The sequence below is a fragment of the Oceanobacillus sojae genome (assembly GCF_900162665.1).
Classification (GTDB): Bacteria; Bacillota; Bacilli; order Bacillales; family Amphibacillaceae; genus Oceanobacillus; species Oceanobacillus sojae_A.
On the sequence record NZ_LT727811.1, the window covers coordinates 597,881 to 621,964 of the forward strand.

General features: G+C 39.6%; 22 protein-coding genes. 4 read left to right on the top strand and 18 right to left on the bottom strand.

From position 1 onward, the window contains the following. Positions 1–42: 42 nt before the first annotated feature. The 4 genes from BN1068_RS10080 to BN1068_RS10095 all read right to left on the bottom strand — a co-directional run bounded on the left by BN1068_RS10080 (position 43) and on the right by BN1068_RS10095 (position 4,320). Positions 43–348, bottom strand: a complete 306-nt coding sequence (locus tag BN1068_RS10080) for a PTS sugar transporter subunit IIB (protein WP_077602731.1) — start codon at positions 346–348, stop codon at positions 43–45. A 327-nt stretch (positions 349–675) separates the two neighbouring features. Continuing rightward, positions 676–1,596, bottom strand: coding sequence for an HPr(Ser) kinase/phosphatase (hprK, locus tag BN1068_RS10085; RefSeq protein ID WP_077602732.1), 921 nt, complete (start codon positions 1,594–1,596; stop codon positions 676–678). A 198-nt stretch (positions 1,597–1,794) separates the two neighbouring features. Beyond that, the gene (locus tag BN1068_RS10090; RefSeq protein WP_077602733.1) at positions 1,795–3,015 is read right to left on the bottom strand and encodes a hemolysin family protein; all 1,221 of its coding nucleotides are present in this window, start codon (positions 3,013–3,015) and stop codon (positions 1,795–1,797) included. Between the two features lie 135 nt (positions 3,016–3,150). Beyond that, a complete protein-coding gene (locus tag BN1068_RS10095; RefSeq protein WP_077602734.1) occupies positions 3,151–4,320 on the bottom strand; it encodes a TraB/GumN family protein in 1,170 nt (389 codons plus the stop codon). Positions 4,321–4,645: 325 nt separating this feature from the next. Between BN1068_RS10095 and BN1068_RS10100 the strand changes: the two genes are divergently transcribed. Then, complete coding sequence (locus BN1068_RS10100) at positions 4,646–5,188, top strand: GNAT family N-acetyltransferase (RefSeq protein ID WP_077602735.1); 543 nt, start codon at positions 4,646–4,648, stop codon at positions 5,186–5,188. Positions 5,189–5,221: 33 nt separating this feature from the next. On the opposite strand, the gene BN1068_RS10105 is transcribed toward BN1068_RS10100, so the two are convergent. Beyond that, complete coding sequence (locus BN1068_RS10105; RefSeq protein ID WP_254846745.1) at positions 5,222–5,542, bottom strand: DUF3889 domain-containing protein; 321 nt, start codon at positions 5,540–5,542, stop codon at positions 5,222–5,224. A 338-nt stretch (positions 5,543–5,880) separates the two neighbouring features. Further along, positions 5,881–7,596 carry an ABC transporter ATP-binding protein gene (locus tag BN1068_RS10110; RefSeq protein WP_077602737.1) on the bottom strand — a complete coding sequence of 572 codons (1,716 nt, stop codon included), beginning with the start codon at positions 7,594–7,596 and terminating at the stop codon, positions 5,881–5,883. Between the two features lie 274 nt (positions 7,597–7,870). Here BN1068_RS10110 and BN1068_RS10115 point away from each other — a divergent pair, with 274 nt between their 5' ends. Then, positions 7,871–8,242, top strand: coding sequence for a DoxX family protein (locus BN1068_RS10115; protein WP_077602738.1), 372 nt, complete (start codon positions 7,871–7,873; stop codon positions 8,240–8,242). A 263-nt stretch (positions 8,243–8,505) separates the two neighbouring features. On the opposite strand, the gene BN1068_RS10120 is transcribed toward BN1068_RS10115, so the two are convergent. The 12 genes from BN1068_RS10120 to BN1068_RS10175 form a co-directional block, all read right to left on the bottom strand. Beyond that, positions 8,506–9,723, bottom strand: coding sequence for a S1C family serine protease (locus BN1068_RS10120; protein WP_077602739.1), 1,218 nt, complete (start codon positions 9,721–9,723; stop codon positions 8,506–8,508). Between the two features lie 245 nt (positions 9,724–9,968). Next, positions 9,969–10,772 carry an MBL fold metallo-hydrolase gene (locus tag BN1068_RS10125; protein WP_077602740.1) on the bottom strand — a complete coding sequence of 268 codons (804 nt, stop codon included), beginning with the start codon at positions 10,770–10,772 and terminating at the stop codon, positions 9,969–9,971. Next, a complete protein-coding gene (locus BN1068_RS10130; protein WP_077602741.1) occupies positions 10,769–11,704 on the bottom strand; it encodes a two-component system regulatory protein YycI in 936 nt (311 codons plus the stop codon). Before BN1068_RS10130 ends, BN1068_RS10125 begins: the two co-directional genes overlap by 4 nt. 1 nt (position 11,705) lies before the next feature. Next, complete coding sequence (locus tag BN1068_RS10135; RefSeq protein WP_077602742.1) at positions 11,706–13,007, bottom strand: YycH family regulatory protein; 1,302 nt, start codon at positions 13,005–13,007, stop codon at positions 11,706–11,708. Next, positions 13,004–14,833 (bottom strand): cell wall metabolism sensor histidine kinase WalK, encoded by a 1,830-nt coding sequence (gene walK, locus BN1068_RS10140; RefSeq protein ID WP_077602743.1) that lies wholly within the window; start codon positions 14,831–14,833, stop codon positions 13,004–13,006. Before walK ends, BN1068_RS10135 begins: the two co-directional genes overlap by 4 nt. Positions 14,834–14,839: 6 nt before the next feature. Then, positions 14,840–15,541 (bottom strand): response regulator YycF, encoded by a 702-nt coding sequence (gene yycF, locus BN1068_RS10145; RefSeq protein WP_077602744.1) that lies wholly within the window; start codon positions 15,539–15,541, stop codon positions 14,840–14,842. 307 nt (positions 15,542–15,848) lie between these two features. Continuing rightward, positions 15,849–16,139, bottom strand: coding sequence for a hypothetical protein (locus BN1068_RS10150; RefSeq protein WP_077602745.1), 291 nt, complete (start codon positions 16,137–16,139; stop codon positions 15,849–15,851). A gap of 133 nt (positions 16,140–16,272) precedes the next feature. Beyond that, entirely contained in the window at positions 16,273–17,562 is a 1,290-nt protein-coding gene (locus tag BN1068_RS10155) for an adenylosuccinate synthase (protein ID WP_077602746.1), read from the bottom strand. A 398-nt stretch (positions 17,563–17,960) separates the two neighbouring features. Beyond that, the gene (locus BN1068_RS10160; protein ID WP_077602747.1) at positions 17,961–18,908 is read right to left on the bottom strand and encodes a glycine betaine ABC transporter substrate-binding protein; all 948 of its coding nucleotides are present in this window, start codon (positions 18,906–18,908) and stop codon (positions 17,961–17,963) included. Positions 18,909–18,985: 77 nt separating this feature from the next. Next, a complete protein-coding gene (locus tag BN1068_RS10165; RefSeq protein ID WP_077602748.1) occupies positions 18,986–19,828 on the bottom strand; it encodes an ABC transporter permease in 843 nt (280 codons plus the stop codon). Further along, positions 19,821–21,035 (bottom strand): quaternary amine ABC transporter ATP-binding protein, encoded by a 1,215-nt coding sequence (locus BN1068_RS10170; protein WP_077602749.1) that lies wholly within the window; start codon positions 21,033–21,035, stop codon positions 19,821–19,823. Before BN1068_RS10170 ends, BN1068_RS10165 begins: the two co-directional genes overlap by 8 nt. A 363-nt stretch (positions 21,036–21,398) precedes the next feature. Next, positions 21,399–21,926: a DUF2812 domain-containing protein gene (locus BN1068_RS10175; RefSeq protein WP_175637124.1), complete on the bottom strand. Its 528-nt coding sequence runs from the start codon at positions 21,924–21,926 to the stop codon at positions 21,399–21,401. A 272-nt stretch (positions 21,927–22,198) separates the two neighbouring features. On the opposite strand from BN1068_RS10175, the gene BN1068_RS10180 reads away from it, so the two are divergent. Together BN1068_RS10180 and BN1068_RS10185 are read left to right on the top strand one after the other, a co-directional pair. Further along, positions 22,199–23,104 (top strand): ABC transporter permease, encoded by a 906-nt coding sequence (locus BN1068_RS10180; protein WP_077602751.1) that lies wholly within the window; start codon positions 22,199–22,201, stop codon positions 23,102–23,104. 16 nt (positions 23,105–23,120) lie between these two features. Continuing rightward, on the top strand, positions 23,121–24,077 hold the full coding sequence (locus BN1068_RS10185; RefSeq protein WP_077602752.1) for an ABC transporter permease: 957 nt from the start codon (positions 23,121–23,123) through the stop codon (positions 24,075–24,077). Positions 24,078–24,084 lie beyond the last annotated feature (7 nt).

Genomic DNA, 24,084 nt, shown 5'->3' on the forward strand with positions numbered 1-24,084 from the left:
CGACTAAACCTCCTTTGTATTCAAAACATTTTTTATGCTATATCAGGAAAGCAAAGACAGTGCTTTATCTAATACAGCTTCCCCATCTACTCTTCCATACGCTACAGGATCAATGACGTCGACAGGGATACCTTCCTCAGCGGCTGCTTTTTCAAATTTCTTTTTTAAGAACCGCATTTGCGGACCGATTAATAGAACGTTTGCCTTTCCTAATTCAGTAAAAGCTTTATCCTGTGCAACTGCCCAGATTTTTACATCTAATCCTTTTGCAGATGCTGCTTCTTCCATTTTGGATACAAGCAGGCTTGTTGACATTCCTGATGAACAGGCTAATAAAATATGCTTCATTATGATTCCCCTCCTTGAATTTATCTTGTTTTCTCTACATTCATTGTATTAAATAAGCGCTTACATTAAAATCGATTGTTTTTCCGCTGCTTAGCGGAAATGGCTATACAATGGAATGGTACTTATTTTATTGCAGCATCATTGCCAATTTTGGGTGGCAAAAGCTTGTAAATTCACCCTTACTCAAACTATTCAAACCGTTACACTTACGCAATGAGAAGATTTTACACCTTTCCGCTAAGTAGATAAACTGTATACCTTTAACTACATAAATAGGGAGACAAGAATCATAAATTCTTGCCTCCCTTTTATTCTAAAAGAAAACGATTAATCGTCTCCCTCTTCCCATTGCACGCGCTGCATAAACTCTGCCGAAGCTTTATAGCCCTGCTGCTGCAGGTACCAATTATTTGCAGCTGCTTCTACTAATCCAGCTACATCCCGCCCTGGCTGAAGCTGGATTTCAATCCTTGGGATTTTCACGCCCATGTACTCCTCATAATCTGTTTTTAATTCCAAATCATTGTTGAGTGCATCCTTCTCCCATTTTGTCAGTTCAATATCCAGAGAAATACGTGATTCATCCTGGAATGCTTTTCTGCCGTACATACGGACAACATTTAATAGACCGACGCTGCGAAGAGCAAGAAATTCCCGGTTAATATCATTATGTGTCCCAAGAATTGTCTGATGGCTCACTTTTTTCAATATAACAATGTCATCGGAAACAAGGCGATGACCGCGTCCAATTAGGGTATGCGCCAGCTCACTCTTCCCTACACCAGACTCCCCGCGGATCAAAACGCCAATTCCGGAAACATTCAGGCATACACCATGAACGGCAATTTCTGTTGCCAGCTGACGCGTTAAATAATTATCTACCTTCGCGATAAAATCAACTGCCGTATCCGCTGTACGCAGAAGAGGAATGTTCTCCTCCTGACAGAATTTAGTTAAATAAGTAAGTCCCTCCTGGTTTGAGGTAACAATAAAGCACGGTGGATGATAGCTCACCACATGATCTATCCGTTCCTTGCGTTCTTCAATATTCTGCTGCTTCAAAAAGTTAATTTCTTTTTTCCCTAAAATCTGTACACGTTCCATTGGGAAAAAATCAAAGTAACCGATAAACTCTAATCCCGGGCGATGTGTCCTGGCTTTTTTAATAGTACGTTCTAATTCGTCTCCTCCAGCCAGCACTTCTAATTGAAATTCTTTTACTAAGTCATTTACACTGATAGATTTCAAAGCCCCACACTCCTCTGTATCCTGTTCTTTGCCCTATATTATAACGAATTATAGGATAAAGAGACAGGCTGATGTATGAGAAATCGCTATTTTACGCAATTTGGCATGTCATATTTTAGACACGATAAAAACAGTTTTCTCTTCATCGGTACTCAAGAGTATAAAAGCAGAGCGAAACACGAAACCTTTTCGTACGTTCTATTTAATAATCTGAACCCGCTTAATATAGCGGCCGTCTATTTCTAAAATACGGAAAGTCAGATTGTCGAGTTCCAAAATATCTCCTTCTATCGGGAAGGTGGTTAAGTTTCTCAATATATAGGCTGCAAGTACATCGTCTTCCTCTGGAATGTCGGTATCAAAGGTATTATTTAACTGATGCAGCGTAATTTTCCCATCACAAATAATTTCTGTTTCTGTCTGCTTTTCAATTAAAGCGTCCTCTTCTATGTCTGTTTCATCTTCAATCTCTTGCCCGATCATCACTTCAATAATATCCTCCTGTGTTACAATACCTTCTGTGCCGCCATATTCATCCAAAACAATGGCCATATGTTTCTTTTCTTCCAGCATTTTATGAAATACCCATTCAATATTATTAAATTCATACACACGAAGTGGATCCATATCGCTATAATCTGCGAGCGTTTTTTCTTTATCATCGCTCCAGGCAATTAAGTATTTGGAATGAAAAATTCCGACAATATCATCGACATCCTCCCCAAAAACCGGATATCGTGTAAACGGACTGGAAAGAGCCAATTCCTTGACCTCCTGATAGGTTGCTTCATGCTCTACACCGACAATTTCGACACGGGGAGTCTTAAGCACATCCTTTACATTCAAATGATAAAAGTCAAATACACCGCGGATTCGGGAGGATTCTTCTTTTTGAAAAGCTCCCTCAGAATCAGCAATATCCACAATGGCCCGCAGCTCTTCCTTAGAAACGGACTCCGCCTGTATTTCTCCTTTTGATAGTGCGCTGGTAATAAATCCTGTTAAACCGTTTAATAAAAAGGTGATTGGCTTTAAGAAAAATACAACCGTCCGGATAATCGGATACACCAAGTTTGCAATCCTGTCCGGAAAGCTGGCAGCTACCGATTTCGGGATAACTTCTGAAAATATAATAATAGTAACTGTAAGAATGGCTGAAGCAATACCTACATTTAATCCATAGTCTATCGCCATCATGGTGACCAGAGTTGGAAGCAGGATATTGGCTATGTTGTTCCCAATTAGTATAGCTGTAATAAATTCACTTGGTTTAGAGACAAGACGGAAAAGCTTTTCTGCTTTTTTATCTCCATCGTTTGCTTTGGCTTGCAGCTTCACCTTATTGGTTGCCGTTAATGCTGTTTCGCTTCCTGAAAAGAAAAAAGAAACAAATAATAAGAAAATGATCGCAATGATCACGAGTAAATTCCTCCTAATTGAGATAAGATTGTTATTTTGAATGTCATGGTTCTATTACTATGTAAGCTGGAAAAGACAGCCTTTTCCCATTTGAAAAACTATCTTCCCTTGTATATACGCTATTTAAACAAAAGTTTATAACAGGTTCTGAATAAATACACGGATGACATCCGCCCCGCCGATAAGTGTTCCTAAGGAGCTGCCAAGGTTGGCAAACACGATAACAAGCAGGATACGTGTTACTTTATTATTCCAAAAACCTTTTACAGAATGCACATCATCTGCTAATGAATCAAAATCGCCTACATTTGGCCGTTTAATATAAGCTTGAACGAAGCCTGCAAACCATCCTGCTGCGAGCAGCGGATTCAACGAAGTAAAAGGTGCTGCAACAAATGCTGTCAGAGCAGCTAATGGATGTGCCAGTGCAGCAAACGCCCCTATCGCAGAGAGAGAACCATTCCACAGCACCCAGCTGATGGTTTGCTGCCAGCCTGCGGACGGATTTGTGATAAATGTGTAGGCAATGATTCCAATAATCAATATAGGAATCGCCCATCCAATTACTTTTGGCCATTTGGATTTTGGCGGACGCACCCGTAATTTTTCTAAGTCCTGTTCATTCTCAATTTCTTTTGTAATACCTGGAACATGCGCTGCACCAAGAATAGCTACAACCTTCTTACCGGGAGCTTCTTTAATTTTTTGCGATAAATACTGGTCCCGTTCATCAATTAATGGTTTCTTTAAATCTGGAAAATGTTCCGTAAACTCCTGCAGCATCGCATTAATTGTATCCTGCTGCTTCATCTTCTCTAATTCTTCTTCAGAAATTTCCTCTCTGCTGAAAATACTCCCAAATACCTGCATTAACAGCATTGCCTTCCCTTTAAAGCTGATATTCCCCCAAATTCTTGAGAATGTAATTTGGATATCCCGATCAGCTAATACAAGCTCTGCCCCCGTGTCTTCCGCAGATTCTATACCTTGTATCATTTCTTCTCCCGGACGAATGCCGAATTGCTTAGCCATCCGTTTCTGAAAGGAGGAAACAGCTAAGTTCATTAATAGCATTACAGCTTTTTTATCACGGATGACTTGAAAGATATCTGTATTTTTCCATTTATTATTATCCTTCACAGATTGAAAACGCTGTGCATCCAGCTCGATACATACAGAATCCGGATGCTCTCTTTCAATGACTTCCTTGACCTGTTCAGCACTATTCTTTGAAACATGGGCTGTCCCAATTAAAATATATTCTTTCCCATTTAAATGGATCCTTGTGATGTTCTCCTCACTCATGTACCATCCTTCTTCCTGCTATGATAAAATCCAAAGCATTGTTTCCTTTTTAAAAGGATGTTCAAAAAGTCCAATAAAAATGACACGATGAATTTCTGCGTTGACTAACTTTTTGAACACACATTTTAAGTTTGTATAACCTATTGTAATACATTTTCAACAAATAATTAAACAACAGCTCACAAATAACGTATGATATAGGAAGTAAGATAATAAAATGATTACAAGTGCATGTTCAAAAAGCTGTTAAATAGAGTCTTACAGGTTAATATGAAATGCCTTTTTGAACATCCTCTAAAAAAGACACAAATATGGGGGATTACCTATGTTTCACTATCAATTAAATGAAGATCTGGTGCTGCGGCAGCTGCAAATGCCGGATGCGAATGCCTTGTTTAGAACGGTAGAAAAGTCCAGAGGTGAACTCCGTGAATGGCTTCCCTGGATTGAAGCGACAAAAAAGCCGGCAGACTGCTTGGCCTTTATCGATCTATGCCTTCAGGGTGCCCAGCGCAGACAGTCGCTTAATCTCGGTATTTTTTATCAGGATAGGCTTATTGGTTGTGTAAATTATAATATGATTGATTGGCAAAATGGCAGCACCTCCATTGGCTACTGGTTAGATCCAGGCTATCAGGGGAAAGGAATTATGACATCAACTGTCCAGGTGATGATTGATTATGCCTTTTATACATTACAGCTAAACCGGATTGAAATCCGTGCATCAACACATAATAAAAAAAGCAGAGCCATTCCAGAACGGCTCCGTTTTCAAAAAGAGGGCATTATCCGGCAGGGTGAATGGCTATACGACCATTATGAAGATTTAGTTGTTTATGGTCTTTTGGCAAGGGACTGGACACATTAGTGATTTTATCATCCAATAATTTCCGACACTGCTTTATTTCTGCGTTTCTCTCATTTTCACTTCAATAATTTCTTTCGTACTGGATTTAAAATAAATATCAATAATCACACCAAACTCTTTCTCTTTGCCAACCAGCCATAGCTTAAATGTTTCAACTGTTTGTTCTCCTTCGGTTTGTCTGCCTACATGCAAATAATCTACAATTTTATCTTGAGGATATTTCGCCTTGACTTCTTTCATGGCAACCTGCCCCCATTCTGCATATTCCGGCTCCTCCGCATTCACCCAGGTTCCAATTAACAACGGAATGATAATAATACCGGCAAAAATAAGCGCTCGATACATTCGGTTCATCATGCCACCTCCTAATTAAACTTAGCTTTTGTTGTTTTTATGTTTTTATGCTAATCAGATGCACGTATTTATTTCCCGGGAAATGGGCGTAAAATAAGAAAAACCAAGAAAATCACTTGGTCTTTAAAATACTGGTGTTCTAGCCAAGGAGATGTCCGCTGTGGGAATGCGCAGTGGGAAGACCCCGCAGAAAAAAAGTGCTCTTCTTTTTTTCGAGGAGGCTGAGCTCAAGCCCACGGAAAGCGTAGTGTATTTCTGCAGCGGCTGACTTCAGCATTTTTATATACTTTCTTATCTTTGAACAAAAACAGGCTGTGCTTTACCACAGCCTGTCTCAATTATTTCATCTGCACTCCATGCAGGTGAGCAAAGATACCTTTTTTTTGTAAGAGTTCCTCATGTGTTCCTTCTTCTTCAATACCTTTTTTCGTCACAACCATAATGCGATCTGCCTCTTTAATTGTAGCAAGACGATGCGCGATAACAATTGTCGTGCGGTTGGCTGCAAGCTCATTCAATGCTTTCTGGATAATCATCTCTGTTTCTGTATCCAGTGCAGAGGTTGCTTCATCCAAAATAAGGATTGGCGGATTTTTTAAAAACATACGTGCAATCGCTATGCGCTGTTTTTGACCTCCTGACAACTTTAATCCTCTCTCCCCGACCTGTGTTTCATAACCATCCGGAAGTTCATTGATGAAGTCTTCCATATGAGCTCGTTTGGCAGCAAGCTCTATTTCTTCATTGGTTGCTTCTAAATTGCCATAAGCAATATTCTCACGCAGCGTTCCGGTAAATAGAAATACATCCTGCTGAACAACGCCTATATTACTGCGGAGGGATTCCTTTGTCATATCACGGATATCCATTCCATCAATCGTAATCGATCCCTCGTTCACATCATAAAATCTCGGGATTAACGCTGAGATAGTGGTTTTCCCTGCACCAGACGGCCCGACAAAAGCAATTGTTTCTCCTGGATTAATATGAAAGCTGATATCATTTAGAACAGGCTTTTTCGTTTTATCGTAACTGAAGCCAACTTGGTTAAATCGGATATCTCCTTTTAAACCGCTGACTACTTCAGCATCCTGCTTATCCTCCACGTCGGGATTCACGGCCATCATATCTGAAAAACGTTTGAAGCCTGCCATTCCTTTTGGATACAGCTCTAAGAGTGCTGTAATTTTATTGATCGGTGTTGTTAATACATTTACAAACAAGATGAAGCTGACTAATTCTCCATAGCTGAGACGGTCTGTATAGGTGAACCAGGCACCTACCACAAGTACAAGCAGTGTCATTAAACGCATAAGCAGAAAAATATTCGAATGAACAATTCCCATTATTTTATACGCTCCTACCTTCACCAGGCGAAACTTTTCATTATTCTCCTGGAAGCGTTCCTTCTCAAATTCTTCATTTGTAAAGGATTGTACGACACGTACACCTGAAACAGCATCTTCTATCCTCGCGTTAACGCCTGCAATATTCGCATACATTTTCCTCCATGCCTTATTCATGCGAATGTTTCCAAACGTAATAAGGAAAATCAAGAGAGGTACGGTAATAAGAACAATAAGTGCTAAAACTGGATTAATGGTGAACATAATAAAGAATGCACCCATAAATGTCATAATTGAGATAAAGAAATCCTCCGGACCATGATGGGCAAGCTCCCCTAAATCGAATAAATCATTGGTAATACGGCTCATAATATGACCTGTTTTCGTATTATCAAAGAAACGAAAAGATTGTCTCTGTACTTGATAGAATAAATCCCGGCGCATGTCTGTTTCTATATTAATACCGAGCTTATGCCCTAAATAGGAAACGACATATTGCAAGTAAGTACTGATAATATAAATAATCAGCAGCAATACAGAGGTGACAACAATAGCATTCCAGTCCTGACCAGGCAACAGCTGATCGATAAACCACTGAACAGCTACCGGAAATGCCAATTCAAGCAGCGCTACAACTACTGCAGCAGAAAAATCTATAATAAATAACCGCTTATGTGGTTTATAGTATGAAAAAAATTGACGCAGCATCCCTATCTCCCTTTCTTTTGTTTTTTATAATGGTAAAGCACATATTAATGAATTATATATTTAATCTCTTATGAAAACAATAACTTCACTTCGGATTCCAATAAAAAGCGCAAGTCACATCCAATTTAAAAATGCAGAGACTTGAAATCTTCATCTGCAACTGTATTTAGCTTCCTCTGAACAAAAATAAATTTCCGTTAAAATAATACTTTTCCAATGTACTGAGAAAGTTTGTCCCAGTCCGCGCATACCATTAAAAAAGGAGGCGTTTCACGTGAAACCATTGAAGCTTATTTGCTATCTGGTGGGATTTGTTTTTCTTGTTTCCGGACTGATGAAATTTATAGACCTGTCGATGGTCAGCAGTTTTGAACAGATGGGGGTGCCTTTATCTAATTATGTTTATTTTTTTGTAGCTCTTTTCGAAGTAATGGCGGGGATGCTATTAATCGGCAGAATATTTATCCACATATCCATTATTCCGCTTGTTTTTATTATGCTCGGCGCACTCTTTTTCACAAAGCTGCCTGTCCTGACGGGCGATGGAGTATTTGCATTTCTCTTCGTATCTCGATTAGATATTACGTTACTTATACTGCTCATCTACCTTTGGACACAACGCAAGGAAAAAGAAGCCTTTACTTAACTTTCCCACAGTCAGATTGTGGACAACATCTGAGTAATTCTAAAAACCTGTATATATCCTATGGACAAACTGACATTATCCACAATTATATCCACATATGCACAAATGTTCGCCGTTATCTTGTATAGGAACATGTTTTCCACACCAAATATAGAAATAATGTTAATATTTATCCACCGTTTGTGTATAATTCTTTATTTCTGTGGATAATTAATGAACACAAAAAGAATGGATGATTTCTCTTTTCATCCATTCTTCTCACACTATTCTTGAACATCCAGCACAATCTCCGTCTGGTTAAGCTCGCCGTCCCGATAATAGTCTACTTTTATATGATCTCCGACGTCTTTCTGCTCATAAAGGATTTTTCGCAAATCAATCGTGTTATACACAGGCTCGCCATCTAACGCTACAATAACATCATATTGTTCGATTCCTGCTTTATCAGCTGGAGATGCGTTTTCCACACTCCATACATATACACCGCCATCTACTTCTAATGGCAGCTGCAAAGTATTTCTCCATTCATATTGCGGCAGCTCCTCAATCGAATAAATCTCTACGCCTAAAAATGGACGGACAACTTCACCATGCTCCTCCAGCTCCTGCATAACAGGAAGAGCACTATCAATTGGAATCGCAAATCCGATTCCCTCTACTGCTTCTTCATTAATTTTCATGGAGTTAATCCCAATTAATTGTCCGTATAAATTAATCAGCGCGCCGCCACTATTCCCTGGATTAATTGCTGCGTCTGTCTGCACAACTTCTGCTTGCCAATCAGGCTGCCCATCGAAATTAAAATCCATTGGAATTGTCCGCTCCGTCCCGCTGATGACACCTTGCGTCACTGTGCTTGATAAGTATGCTCCTAACGGATTTCCAATAGCAATCGCCGGCTCTCCTACCTTCAAATTTGCTGAAGAGCCTACTTCCATCGCCTTATCTTTATTTCCGCTCTCCATTTTAAGTACTGCTAAGTCCGTAAATAAATCACTTCCAATGATATCTGCTTCCATATGTGTATCATCATACATAATTACTTCCACAGCATCTGCATCTTCAATCACATGGTGGTTCGTTACAATATACGTTTCCCCGTTCTCTACTTTATAAATAACACCCGATCCGGTCCCAGCTTCAATGCCGTCTGCACCGGCTCCCCATGAAACATTCTGCTGTATATTGGTAATACCGACTACTGCCGGGGTTACTTGTTCAATAATATCTGTCAGCTGTGTGGAGACATCCACCTGCATTGGCTGACCTGCTGCATCATCATTACTGCCGGCATTTTCCTTGTTTTCTTCTTCAGCAAGGTTTGCCTGCTCTGCATTTTCATTATTAAGAAAATCAGGATTAATAAGCATCACAAGTATTCCGCCAATAATAATACCTAGCAATAACGGGACAAGCCATTTATTTTTATTGCCCGGCGGTTGTGGTGGCTGCGGTTGATCCGGTTGATCATTATATTCCATATACCCTTCTCCTTATCGATTTATCTACTAATATCTACCTAAGTATTCCCAAAATTCATTTAGTACTAAACCCATCATTCTTTTTTCTTTATTAACGAAACGTTATATAAGAGGGTGTTCAAAAAGTCCTGTAAGGATAAAATAAAAAGGACTGCATTGGGCGGCTAATTTCAGTTTATGCATAAATGAAATTTTTATCCCAATACAGACCTCTGTACCTTTTCCTTTGAAAAATTCTATTCCGTTCAGACACGCTCTGTTACAGTACTGACCTCGTAAAGTGGTGTTGGTGTTTCGGGGTCTGTATCATGCAGTTCTATCTCTATTCCCCGTTCAGCCAGAATCTGATTGACAGACATGCGCGCCAGATCCTTCATATTATTATCTAAGCTGAGGTGGGCTAAATAAATCCGCTTGGTGCGGTTAGAGATAACGTCTGACAGAGCAAGGCCGGAGTCTTCATTGGAAACGTGTCCCGAGTCTCCCAGAATACGTCTTTTTACATTCCATGGATAGCGCCCCATCCGCAGCATCTCTACATCATGATTCGCTTCAAATATATAAGCATCTGCATCTTCGACAGTTTTCTTAATCCGTTCAGACACATAGCCTAAATCCGTAACAAGTGCAACCTTCTGCCCGTTATTGCGGAAGGTATAAAACATTGGTTCTGCAGCATCATGAGATACACCAAACGATTCGACTTCTATATCACCAAAGCTCCGCACAGATGCCATATCAAATTGAAACTTTTGGTCAATTGTCAGTTTACCAAGAGAATGATCCATAGCCTGCCATGTTTTCTCATTTGCATAGATAGGAAGATTATACTTCCGGGCAAAGATTCCCAGCCCCTTAATATGATCACTATGCTCATGTGTTACAAGAATTCCGTCGAGTTGTGACGGGTCAACATCAATTTTCCCGAAAAGCCCTTCCATCTTTTTTCCGCTTAAGCCGGCATCTACCAGCAGGCGCTGCTGTTCTGATTCTATATAAAATGCATTGCCTGTACTCCCTGATGCAAGCACACTAAAACGTAAGGTCATTCTAAATCACTCCTAAAAGGCTCAATCTTATCCTCTATGACAGAAATAAGGCTATCTGCCATAGAATCATCCTCATCCGCCATTAAATTAAGCTTTCTTAAATAATTTCCCGCTAACATTTTCACAAGATAATCTCTATAGTTGCCGGAATAGGTAGTGGACTCTGCTGCGTTTACAAAATAATCACTCTCGCCATTTACAGTTATTTTATAGGTCGGGGCGAAGACTTGCGTTCCCTCTTCCGCTTCCGCAATTCTTGAGTAATAGCCGTAGCTGACATCTGTTATATTATCTTCTGCATTTAAATAACGGCTTTGCAGCAAGGAACTAATAGCAATCTTAGGGGTATTTAAGGTTGGGTTTCCCTGTGGATCGGTATCCCCTAACATGGTTTGTGTATAATGTGTAATTTCATTATTATCATTAACATAAAAAGTAAGCATTGCATGTCGATTTAAGTAAATTGGATTCCCTTCCTTATTTTGAAAGAAAACAATAATATTTAAATCATCATCCCATGCTCCAAAGGAAAAGTCAGATGAATCTAGAATATAAGGGCTAACCAGACTGGAAAGCGTTTCTTCATCTGCATTGTCAGGAATCTTTAATGGAGAAGAAAACGCTGCTATTAATAATTGACTATCTGGACTCTTCTCAGCATTGATATGCTTGTTATCATTTAAATCACTGATTTCCGATTCTGTAAATTTCTTTTGGGCGGATGAAATATAACTCAGTTCCGGAACCTCAAAATCAACATCCGCAGAAATAGAAATGTCTTCATCTCTCAGCTCTTCGTCCAAATCCATACTACTCGTATCCAGCTCTGGAATATTCATTTCATCCTGGTTGCTGATAAATTGATATAGTAAATAACCGTTCAGGATAAGGAAGCTAAGGATAAACAGTGTTTTAATATGTGACCATCGCATCTCAGCTTCCCCCTTCAATATTCTGTGTTCCTGTGTTTTTTTCTGGTACTACTGACCAGCTGTCATTCACACGCTGGTACCAATCCGGTTCTAATAATACATATTCCTCCCCATTAACATCCTTTTCAACCGTCAAACGATACCCAATCTGCACATCCTGAATATCTGCTATATTTTTATTCTGCTGGATGGTCGAAATGATTTCATCACTGTCTCTTAATTCTTTGCTGGATGTATTAGCAACCGTATCCAATGATATCAAGGAGCGGGTGTATTCACTCAATTGTTCACTCTGCCATTTTTGATAAATCGTGGATAAATCCATATAAGAATTATTTATAACAGGATATTGGAACCGGTACAGCCGGTAAGTAATACTGTCATCCGTATAGCTGTCCAATCGATAATCATCAGTAAACCCTGCATGCTCATTAATATTTTCCAGGCTTTGCTGAAAGACACTTTTATCTGCCGGTTCTTCTTTATTCCACTCAGCAACATTGATAAAGCTCATCCCATTTCCAGTATAATTTAACTGTCTATCATCTGTCCGATACATCAATGATTCCCCAGATTTCGATTCACTCACCAGATTGGGGCGGGTGAACATGATATTTCTAACATCAGCAGACTTAATTGTATTAAAGGTATACTTAAAGGATTGCATTGTTTTTTCTTCAACTGGAATATATATATTTCTGGCAGTCTCCGTCAATAAATGATTTTCTTCATATTCCTCGTCTGACAGGTTACTAAACATTGACAGCAGCTGCTCATAATTTGCCGAAGAATGGATAGTACCTTCAACTGCTTCATCCCCATCCAAAGAAACAAAATAAACCTTTAATAACTGATCTTCTTCTTGTAATTGAATATAAAACCGGTCCACATAAAAGTTCCTGTTACTCGTCAATGTACGATCCGTATTTAATATGTTTTCAAATAAAGATAATGGAACTCCTGTCGGAAATATAATTTCTACTTCTGCATCAGCCGTCTTTTCTTCTGTATCTGTACTTTGCAGATCTGTCATTTCCCATGTCTGGATATCTTCAAATAAATTGGCACTATCTTCTGGGTTCTCATAGCTGTAGAATTCTCCATTTATTTTAAAAACAACGTTATTCGGTTTCACAACATCATTTGCATTCTTTTGCCCGCCGCCCAGATCAGCTTTATCAATCGACTCATCATCATTTAACGGTTCATATTCTGCCCGGTAATTCCACATCCCAAAAGTAAGGATTAAGCTTGTTCCTATTAATATAATCAGCAACAATGATTTTGCAGTCTCTAACTTCATTTGCCTTTCCCCCGCTTCGAACCCATGAGCGGCAAGGTAAATAGAATGGTTGTTCCTCGTCCTTCTTTACTTTGCGCCCATATTTTTCCATGATGGGCTTCCACAAGCTCTTTCGTGATAGCCAGGCCAAGACCTGTGCCTCCAAGCTTTCTCGTTCTGGCGCGATCGGCACGGTAGAAACGGTCAAATATTTTATCGAGCTTATCATATGGAATACCCACGCCTTCGTCCAGAATACTGACAATCACAATATGGCGTCTTACATCGAGATTTACACGAACCTTTCCGCCCTCTGGTGAGTATTTGAAAGCATTGGTAATAATGTTGTCAAACACCTGGGTAATTTTATCTCTATCCATCCATACAAATGATTTTCCTTTTGGTATATTACGCTCTAACGTAATGGTTTCCGGCAGGTTCATTTCGTACCGGTCAAGAACCTGCTGCACATAGCCCATGAACTCGGTTCTTTCTTTGTGCATCGGCAATTCATCAGAATCCATTTTAGACAGCTGCAGCAGGTCGTTTACCATCCGGATCATACGGTCCGTTTCTTTCTGTGTAACCTCTAGAAATCGCGGCGCAATTTCTTTGTTTTCCCAAGCTCCGTCAGATAACGCTTCTAGATAACTTTTCATGGTTGTCAGCGGTGTCCGGAGCTCATGTGACACATTCGACACAAAGTCTCTGCGTTCCTGATCAATTTTCTCCTGCTCGGTAACATCACTAATCACGGTGATAAAACCAGTCGTTTCTTCTTCCTCATCAACAACTGTAGAAAAATTCGCCCGTATAATAAATGGTGTTTCTTCATCACTGAAATCAATAATTATCGAACCGCTGTCCGGCAGCTTACTGATATCGACAACTTTTTCTTCCAGCTTCAGAACATCAATTAAATCTTCTCCAATGACATCATCCGGATTTAATCCAATCATTCTGGCTGCGGCATCATTCATCAATGTTACGGCCCCAGAATCGTCTGTAGCAATAACACCGTCACTCATATAGGATAGAACAGAGCTTAATTTCCTCCGTTCCTCTTCAATGGTGGCATAGGAATGCTTCAGTCTGCTGTTTAAATCATTAAATGCCTCCGCAAGCTGCCCGATTTCATCCCGGCCATAAATCTCGAGCTGCTGTGTAAAGTCTCCATTCGACATAATCAATGCTTGTTCACGCATTTCCTGAATCGGTTTGGTAATCGTACGTGCTACCAGAATCCCGAGTATTGCAGAGATACTTATTGCTAAGATGGAGCCCTGGAGAAAGATATTATTAATACCTTCAATCTGATCATAAACCTCCTCCATAGAGGCTTTAAATTGAATCGCACCAACAGTTTTTCCATCATTTCCGACCAACGGTTCCACATATACATAGACTCTGCTGTCTGTCTCCCGGTCAAAATACGGTTTTTTCTGGGACGTATCAAAAAGCAAGGTATTCTTTACATCGATATCTGTGGTTTTTCTCCCAATTTCTGATCTTCCATCGAGCCGGTTTGTCCCTAAAATCCTTCTTTGGTTATCATATACATGGATCGTCGTTGCCAGATTATCTGTATTAACATCCTCAATAATTGTCTGAATCCCCTGCTCTAAACTAGGATCTTCTTCAGAACGCTCTCTTATAAAGGCTTGTTCCAGATTATAGCTCAGCATCTCGACACGCTCATTAATGGATTGTTTAAAGGTTGTTGTCAAGTCATCTTCCAACCGGCTTGTAAAAAAAGATCCAATAACCTGTACTGCTAAAATCAGCAGCAGGATGTAAATAATAATAAATTTTAACTGGATCGACCTGAAAAAACCAACTTTATTCATCATACCTTACTCCTGCTCAGGATTACGCAGATAATATCCGACACCTCTTCTTGTTACAATCCACAATGGGTTACTAGGGTTTTCTTCAATTTTTTCACGTAAGCGGCGAACGGTAACATCTACGGTACGCACATCTCCAAAATAATCATAGCCCCACACAGTTTCCAACAAGTGTTCCCGTGTCATTACCTGTCCAATATGACGTGCCAAATAGTGTAAGAGTTCAAATTCACGATGGGTTAATTCTATCTCTACTCCTTTACGAGAAACAACATACGCATCTGGATGAACGACTAAATCTCCGATAACAATATCCTTCGTTGTTTTTGACGGCTCCTCCGTAACATTTTCACGACGCAGATTTGCTTTGACACGTGCAATTAATTCACGATTGCTGAATGGTTTGGTTACATAGTCATCTGCACCCAGCTCTAATCCAAGCACTTTATCAATTTCCGCATCCTTTGCAGTCAGCATAATAACCGGGATACTCTGTGTTTTACGCACTTCACGCAAGACCTCATTCCCGTCTTTTCCAGGCAGCATGATATCCAGTAAAATTAGATTAGGGCGCTCTGATTCTGCGAGTTCAATCGCTGTATCTCCATCATTTGCCACCACTACCTGATAGCCTTCTTTTTCTAAGTTAAATTGTAATATATCTGCAATTGGCTGTTCATCATCGACAACTAATATTTTTTGACTCATTGGTTGCACATCCTTTTAGTTAAATAATTTATAAAAATGTTATTAGATTGGAATTAAAATTTTGCCTCTATAGCCTTCGCTGCGGAAAAACACTTCGCTGGTTATAGTGTTTAATTATGGATTATTCATTTTATCGTAAAAAAAATTTTGTTACAGAAAATGAACAATTAATTAACTATCTTGTTATTATAACGTTAATGATTTAATTAATTGCTACTCTCTATTTTAACGTAAAACAGCGCTTCTGTCTTGTGGGCTGAATATAAATATACTTTAGAAAAAATTGGATGCGTTATTTTTGCAAAATCTATTTTGCTTTATTTTTACGGAGTGCCAGAAAAATAATTAGTCCAAAGATAAGATAGATGATTATTGCCGCTATCGCTAACCATGTATAAAGCTGGAAAAGCCTAATTAATTGAAAAATAACACCAAAGAGTATAAAAGCATAAAAAATATAATACCCCGGCTTCTGCCTGTCTCTTTTTAAGAAAGTATATACAAGCGCCGCTGCCAAAAAGGTGAAAATGATTAATATAAGAATCGATAACACTAGCATAAAAACATCATAATCTGCCCCTGGCCGAACAAAATTCATCGCTATCTCTCCTTTATCACTTTCCCTTCATCTTATCATAAAGTGAAGCTTCATTCAGTGAGGAGTTTTTTCCCTCACAGGAAAAGGAGCTGATTTCCACAATCAGCTCCTTCTCTCTATATTCATTATTTTATTATGGACGATACACACTTCTTACTACGTTTGTCTGTGAACGGTCCGGACCAACGGAGAAGATAGATAATGGAATTTCTGTCAGTTGAGAAATCCGCTCTAAGTAGTGACGTGCATTGGCTGGAAGTTCATCCAATGTCTTCACTCCTGTAATGTCCTCTGTCCAGCCTGGCATTTCTTCATATACCGGTTCGCACTCTGCCAGTGCTTTTAGGCTTGCCGGGAATTCTTTAATAACTTCCCCTTTGTAGCGATAGGCAACACAGATTTTTAATGTTTCAATACCTGTTAATACATCAATGGAATTTAGAGATAGATCCGTAATTCCGCTCACACGGCGTGCATGGCGGACAACGACACTGTCAAACCAGCCGACACGGCGTGCGCGTCCTGTTGTTGTTCCATATTCACGGCCGACCTCACGAATCTGATTTCCTGTTTCATCATGTAGTTCTGTCGGGAATGGACCGTCGCCAACACGTGTTGTATAGGCTTTTGACACACCTACAACATGATTAATTTTTGTCGGACCTACACCAGAACCAATTGTCACACCGCCGGCAATCGGATTAGAAGACGTTACAAACGGATATGTCCCCTGGTCAATATCCAGCATAACTCCCTGTGCACCTTCAAACAGCACACGTTTTCCTTCATCGATAGCATCATTTAAAACAACGGATGTATCTACTACATAAGGAGCCATTTGCTGTCCATATTCAAAGTATTCATCTAAAACATCTTCTACTTGAATGGAGTCAGACTCATATACTTTTTCAAATAAACGATTCTTTTCTTTTAAGTTTTGTTCTAATTTTTCCCGGAAGACTTCTTTGTCCATTAAATCAGCAATACGGATGCCGACACGTGCCGCTTTATCCATATAGGCAGGACCAATACCTTTTTTCGTTGTACCAATTTTATTTGCGCCTTTTTCTTCTTCCTGAAGAATATCCAGCTTCAAGTGATATGGAATAATCACATGTGCGCGATTACTGATACGAAGATTATCTGTAGAAACGTTGCGCTCATGTAAATAAGCAATTTCTTCTACGAATGCTTTTGGATCGATAACCATTCCGTTTCCAAGCACACAGGTTTTTTCACTAAAGAAAATTCCGGACGGGATTAAATGTAACTTGTATGTTACATCATCAAATTTAATCGTATGACCAGCGTTATTTCCGCCTTGATAACGAGCAACTACTTCTGCGTTTTGAGATAGGAAATCGGTAATTTTACCTTTCCCTTCATCTCCCCATTGCGTACCTACAACAACTACTGAGGACATGGCGCACCTCCAAGATTGATTTTATATATGAAGCTTCTTGCCCAGCATGTAAACATGCCCAAGCAATCACTTATCATCATTTGTATTTTACTCACTATTTGTTATTTTATCAGTAAAAAAAACAAACGTCAATGTAAAACACGAACGTTGCATGTTGTTTCCGCATTATCATTCGCTTCATTCCTCTTTATTTTTGAATATATCTCTTTGGAAAATCCAAATGAAATTCATTAAGAAATCATTTGCATCCTGTTTTCCACTTATGGATAGCTCTATGATTAATAATACCTGTTCTGATAAATCTGTAATCAAAAAACTTCCCTTTCTGCAAACTGTTGTCTGCTTGAAAGGGAAGTTCTATCAAGGTATTATGTCACCTTCACAATCAGATCAGGTAATTATTCACCTAATCCTTCTGTCCATTTTTCCAGAAGATCCGGATTTTCTTCAAGGAACTGACTTGCTGCTTCTTCCTCAGAAGCACCGCCATTAATATTCACAAGCAGCTCATTCTCAATTTCACCATCATAATCTTCTGTAAAACGTTGAATCACTTCATAAGCTGCTGGTGAGTCTTCCTTGAAGTCTTTATTTGCTACAGCTTCAATACGGTCACCGTCACCGCCATAAACCTCTTTAGGATCGTCCAACATTTTCAAATCCATTTCCGCAAATGCCCAGTGCGGTTCCCAAAGTGGTACAATAATTGGTTCTTCGTTGGCAATACTTGATTGTAATTCAGAAAGCATTGCTGCTTCAGAGCTTGTCATAAGCTCCCAATTGTCTAATTCATATTCTTCCATTGCTGTTTCTGTATTTTGCATAATACCTGCACCAGAGTCGATACCTGTAATAGTCCAATCTACGGATTCACCAAGTTCTTCATTATCCTTAAGATCTTCGATAGAATTGACGTCCTCCATATAAGCTGGAACTGTCAAAGCAAGTGGTGCCTCTGCTACGAATTCGCCTATAACTTCTACATCATCTTCATACTGTTCCCAATAAGATTGGTGTGTTGCCGGTAACCAGGAAGCTGTCATAAATGCTGCATCTCCGCTCGCCACACTTGACCACATAGCCCCTGCTTCTACCTGTGTATCTTCTACATTGTACCCAACTTCTTCAAGCACCTGCTTCAATAACGGTGTACGTGCAAGTGCACCTGCCCAGGCAACATATGGAACGGTAAGATCTGTTTCACCAAGCTCCGTGCCTGAAGCTTCTTCACCGCCGCCATTGTCATCCGATCCTGCATCTTCTTCATCTCCGCTACCGCATGCAGCTAATAAAAGAACTAGCGCAAGCATTGCGATAAAACTTAGAAATTTAACGTTCTTAAACATATTAAGAATGTCCCCCTTTTTAAAATTTTATATTATATAGTAAGGATTCTCAGATGAACTAAAAATCCTTTTACTAACTACTTTTTATTGAATCCTTGTGTAAAGCGATCAAGTAACATGGCTAAAATAACCAGTGATAGACCACCCTCAAACCCGGATCCGATATTAACCTGTGTAACAGCTCTATATACAACAACACCCAAACCTGGCGCTCCTACCATTGATGCAATAACAACCATGGAAAGAGAAAGCATAATCGTCTGGTTAATACCAGCCATAATTGTTGGCATGGCCAGGGGTATTTGCACTTTCCCGAGCCGCTGTCCCGTAGTCGCACCAAAGGATTCAGCTGCTTCAACCAATTCCGCATTTACTTGTCTAATACCCAAGTTGGCCATTCTGACAGTCGGCGGCATAGAGAAAATAATTGTTGCCACCACTCCAGGCACCATGCCAAGGCTGAAGAAAACAACGGCCGGAATTAAATAAACAAATGCCGGCATGGTCTGCATAAAGTCCAAAATTGGTGTAATAATCGATTGAACGGTTGCCTTTTGTGACATCCAAATCCCAATCGGTATCCCGATAATCATCGAAATAAGTACAGAAACAATCACCAATGATACCGTTTCTAGTGTCTCTGGCCAATAACCAAGGTTATTAATCAGCCCCAGACCAATTAAGGCAAACAGTCCCAGCTTCCAGCTGATAAGCCACCATGCCAGTAAAGCAACGACTACAACCAGTACAAGCGCCGGAATCATTTCCAGTATGGAAACAAAGTTTCCCGTAATAAATTCAATCACATTAGAAATAACATCAAATAATGTTGATAAGTAAGTTGTCAGGAAATCTTCAAATGACTCTATCCATTGATCTAAAGGTAATTTTGGGAATAACGCACCTTCTGCCTTATCCATTTCCGTTCACCTCCCCGTTTCCGTTCAGCACTTGTTCATCACCTGCAAGTGCACCGATAACGGAGCCTCTTACGATAATACCAATCAGTCTGCCATTATCGTCCACTACAGAGAGTGGCGCCTTTTGATCAGCCATCGGCTCAAATAAATCTGTCAGTAACGTATCCGCCTTAACCGTTGGTAAATCCGTTACCATGACATCTTCTATTGTTTTACCTTCTTTATTGGCTTCATCTGCCTGTTCTGCAGTTACATAACCAAGTAATTTTTTCTTTTTATCTACCACATAAATCGTAGATACACCAAATTCTTTCATCTGTCTTAAAGCCACTTTTGGCCCTCTGTCAAGCCCTACCGTTTCCGGCGGCTTCATAATATGTCCGGCTGTGAGCACCTTCGAACGGTCTACATCCTCTACGAATTTCTCAACATAGTCATTCGCAGGGTTCATTAATATTTCTTCCGGTGTTCCAATCTGAACAATGGAACCATCCTTCATTAATGCAATCCGGTCTCCTATACGAAGTGCCTCATCCAGATCATGCGTAATAAAAATGATTGTTTTCTGCATAGAATCCTGTATATCAATCAGTTCATCCTGCATGTCTTTACGGATAAGCGGATCAAGCGCAGAGAAAGCCTCGTCCATCAAAAGTACCTTCGGGTCATTTGCAAGTGCCCTGGCAAGACCGACACGCTGCTGCATCCCGCCGGATAATTGACCTGGCTTCTGATGCAGATAGCTTCCTAAACCGACCATATTCAGGGATTCTTCAGCCCGTTTTTCCCGTTCCGTCTTATCCATGCCTTGTATCTCTAATCCGAACGCTGCATTTTGCAGAATCGTGCGGTGCGGGAAAAGTGCAAATTGCTGGAATACCATTCCTAATTTTTGTCTGCGTACTTGTCTTAATGCCTTTTTATCTAATGTTGCTAATTCTTTTCCGTCAATAATTATAGACCCTTCACTAGGCTCTATTAAACGATTTATCAACCGGACTAAAGTAGACTTACCGCTGCCTGAAAGCCCCATTATGACAAATATTTCTCCCTCTTCTACTGAGAAACTGGCACGATTTACTCCGACAGTATTTCCTGTCTTCTTCAATATCTCTTCTTTGGTCATACCCTGATCTAACATTTTGATAGATTGGCTGATGTTTTTACCAAAGATTTTAGACAGATTTTTTGCTTCAACTACTGCCATGTAATCACCTCTTTATTTAATTTTGATTTAAAATACGTTTGAAGGTAAATTAATCTTTGGTACTCCCGAACCATTTATGCTGTAAACAAAAATAAATGAATCAACTATCGACTCATTTATTTTACGGCATCTATATAGATGTGTTTACCTTTTTCCAGGCAACTTTGTTTATTATAGGTAATTTTCGGAGAAATCTCAAACAGCCTGTAGCGCCGTTTCTCAAGAGTTTTAAGCAGTTTAACTCGTCTATGCCATAGAAGATGATCTTTTCTGCCTTTTCCTGCAGTTTACTTTTAAATACTCCCTTACATTACAATTCGGCATGTTTTATTGCTCTAATATTTCTATTTATTTTCACTTTTATTACATGTTTTTCAGATTATACTGTCTGTACTTGTTTAAAATATACAAAGCCAGTATTAGGATAAACGTGATTCCTCCCATAATAATTCCACCGAGCAGAACCATTTTTAGCAAAGCCCAGCCTGCTTTTATATGTAAAATAAAGAAAACGATTAAAAAAATGCTGGAAAGAATCGTATATTTACCAAGGAGGCGCCCTTCCTGATTCAATTGCTCCAGCAGCTGCTCCTCGTGGCCCTCCATTGGCGAAGCTTCCGGCGATCCCTGAAAAATCTCCATGTAATCAAGTGCATCGACCAGTTCCCATTCTTCGTCTATTTGCGTTATATCTTCCTCTGTATTTTGAAAAGACTGAAAATCTATATGATACTGGACTTCCTTAGGCTCATCTTCTTTTAGTTGAAAAAGCAGGCCGCCCAATCGCAACTTCTCTACACTCCAGCCTTCTTTCGCAAGAGCTTCCAGTTTCTCTGTGCCCGTATTATGGAAGAAGATTCTAGCAGGATTCCAAACAAATTTCTTTTTCACGAAATTCCACCTCTTTATAATCACTTAATCATGATACTTATCTTAAATTATTTATCATTATACTAGATTTTTAACAATCCTTCCTGCCTCTTATATAAGAAAGCATCAGATTCATTTAAATAAATCCTCTTGTATCAATTATTTACATTTTTCCGCAATTTTCAAAACTGTGTATCTTTTCACGTTTTTCAAATCAATTATATTTCTCTAAACTTTTTCATGATATAATCAAAACTGACCTATAACAACGAGAGAAAGGATGAAAAAACCCGATGAGTCGTTCAAACGAATATATCGAAAAGCCGCAGACGGCTGTCAGGCCGCCTAATCCCCGACTTAAAAGCTGGAAAAGCGTCTTTAATAAACTTAAGAAAAATAAGTCGGCTGTTGTCGGCGGTATTTTAATCATTTTACTTATTATTATTGCTCTTGTCGGACCATACTTAACCCCTTATGATCCTCTATATGATCAGGATGTCACCAATAAACTGGCTACACCAACTTCTGATCATTGGTTTGGAACAGATAACTTTGGAAGAGACATATTCAGCAGGGTAATTCAAGGAACTGGATTAACACTGATGATAGGTTTTTTCTCTATTTTACTTGGGGCAACTGTCGGGGTATTCCTCGGTATTATCGCAGGATATTATGGGAAACGGACAGACAGCATTATCATGCGGATAATGGATGTACTATTAGCATTCCCTAGTATTCTATTAGCATTAACTATTGTAACAGTGCTGGGCGGAAACATGTTTAACGTCATCATTGCTGTTGCTGTTTCGTCTGTACCTATCTTTGCCAGAATTGTTCGGGGATCTACTTTATCTGTGAAAAAGCTGGAATATATTGATGCTATGAGAGCATTGGGAGCCAGCGACTCCAGAATTATTTTCAAACATATTTTACCTAATATCACCTCTCCAATAATCGTTCAAGCTACGTTAAGTATTGCTACAGCGATTCTATCAGCCAGTGGACTTTCCTTTTTAGGTTTGGGTGCACAGCCTCCTACACCAGAATGGGGAGCAATGCTGAGTGACGGCAGAAACTATTTATACAACGCCCCCCATGTGGCATTATTCCCGGGGCTTGCTATTGTCGTAGCTGTATTAGCATTTAACTTACTTGGAGATGGATTACGTGATGCATTTGATCCAAAAACGAGAGAATAGAAAGAGGTGAACCATTTTGTTTCAATTTATCATTCGACGTATTTTACAAACGATACCCGTCTTAATTGGTGTATCTATTATCGTATTTAGCATGATGCATTTGGTTCCCGGGGACCCTGCACAAGTAATTGCCGGCGAAGGTGCTCCACAGGAACAAATTGATAATATCAGAGAACGGCTGGGTTTAAATGATCCGCTTCCAAAACAGTACTTAGATTATGTAACCAACGCTGTTCAAGGTGATTTGGGAACTTCGATGCGAAGCGGACGGGATGTTTCATCTGAAATCGGCGCCAGATTTTGGGTAACTGTTGAACTGGCCTTTTATAGTACAGTATTAGCTGTCTTTGTAGGATTAATTGTCGGTATTATTTCTGCAACACGTAAATATTCTGCAATTGATACAACACTCATGCTGGCAGCTTTATTCGGTTTATCCATGCCAAACTTTTGGCTTGGGTTAATGTTAATTCAATGGTTTGCAATTGGAATTGATTTACCATCGTGGGTTCCATTCTTTAGTGACACGGCCTGGTTCAGTCCTTCAGGCTGGGGCAGCTTCAGTCAGGTTGTCCTGCCTGTTATCACATTAGGTACAAGCAGTGCTGCCATTATTGCACGTATGACCCGCTCCAGCATGCTGGATGTTATTGGACAGGATTATATCCGGACTGCCCGTGCCAAAGGGGTTAAAGAACAAATCGTTATTTATCGGCACGCATTGAAAAATGCGCTGATTCCTATTGTTACCGTGGTTGGTTTACAGTTCGGCGGACTTCTGGGAGGAGCTGTATTAACAGAGTCTGTATTCGCTGTTAACGGAATGGGTAAATTAATTATTGATTCGATTCAAGCCCGTGATTTCCCGGTTGTTCAAGGTACTATTTTAGTTGCGTCACTTCTTTTCGTTTTTGTAAACTTAGTTGTAGACGTCGCTTACCGTTTCCTGAACAAACGCATTGATTTAGACTAGTATTCTC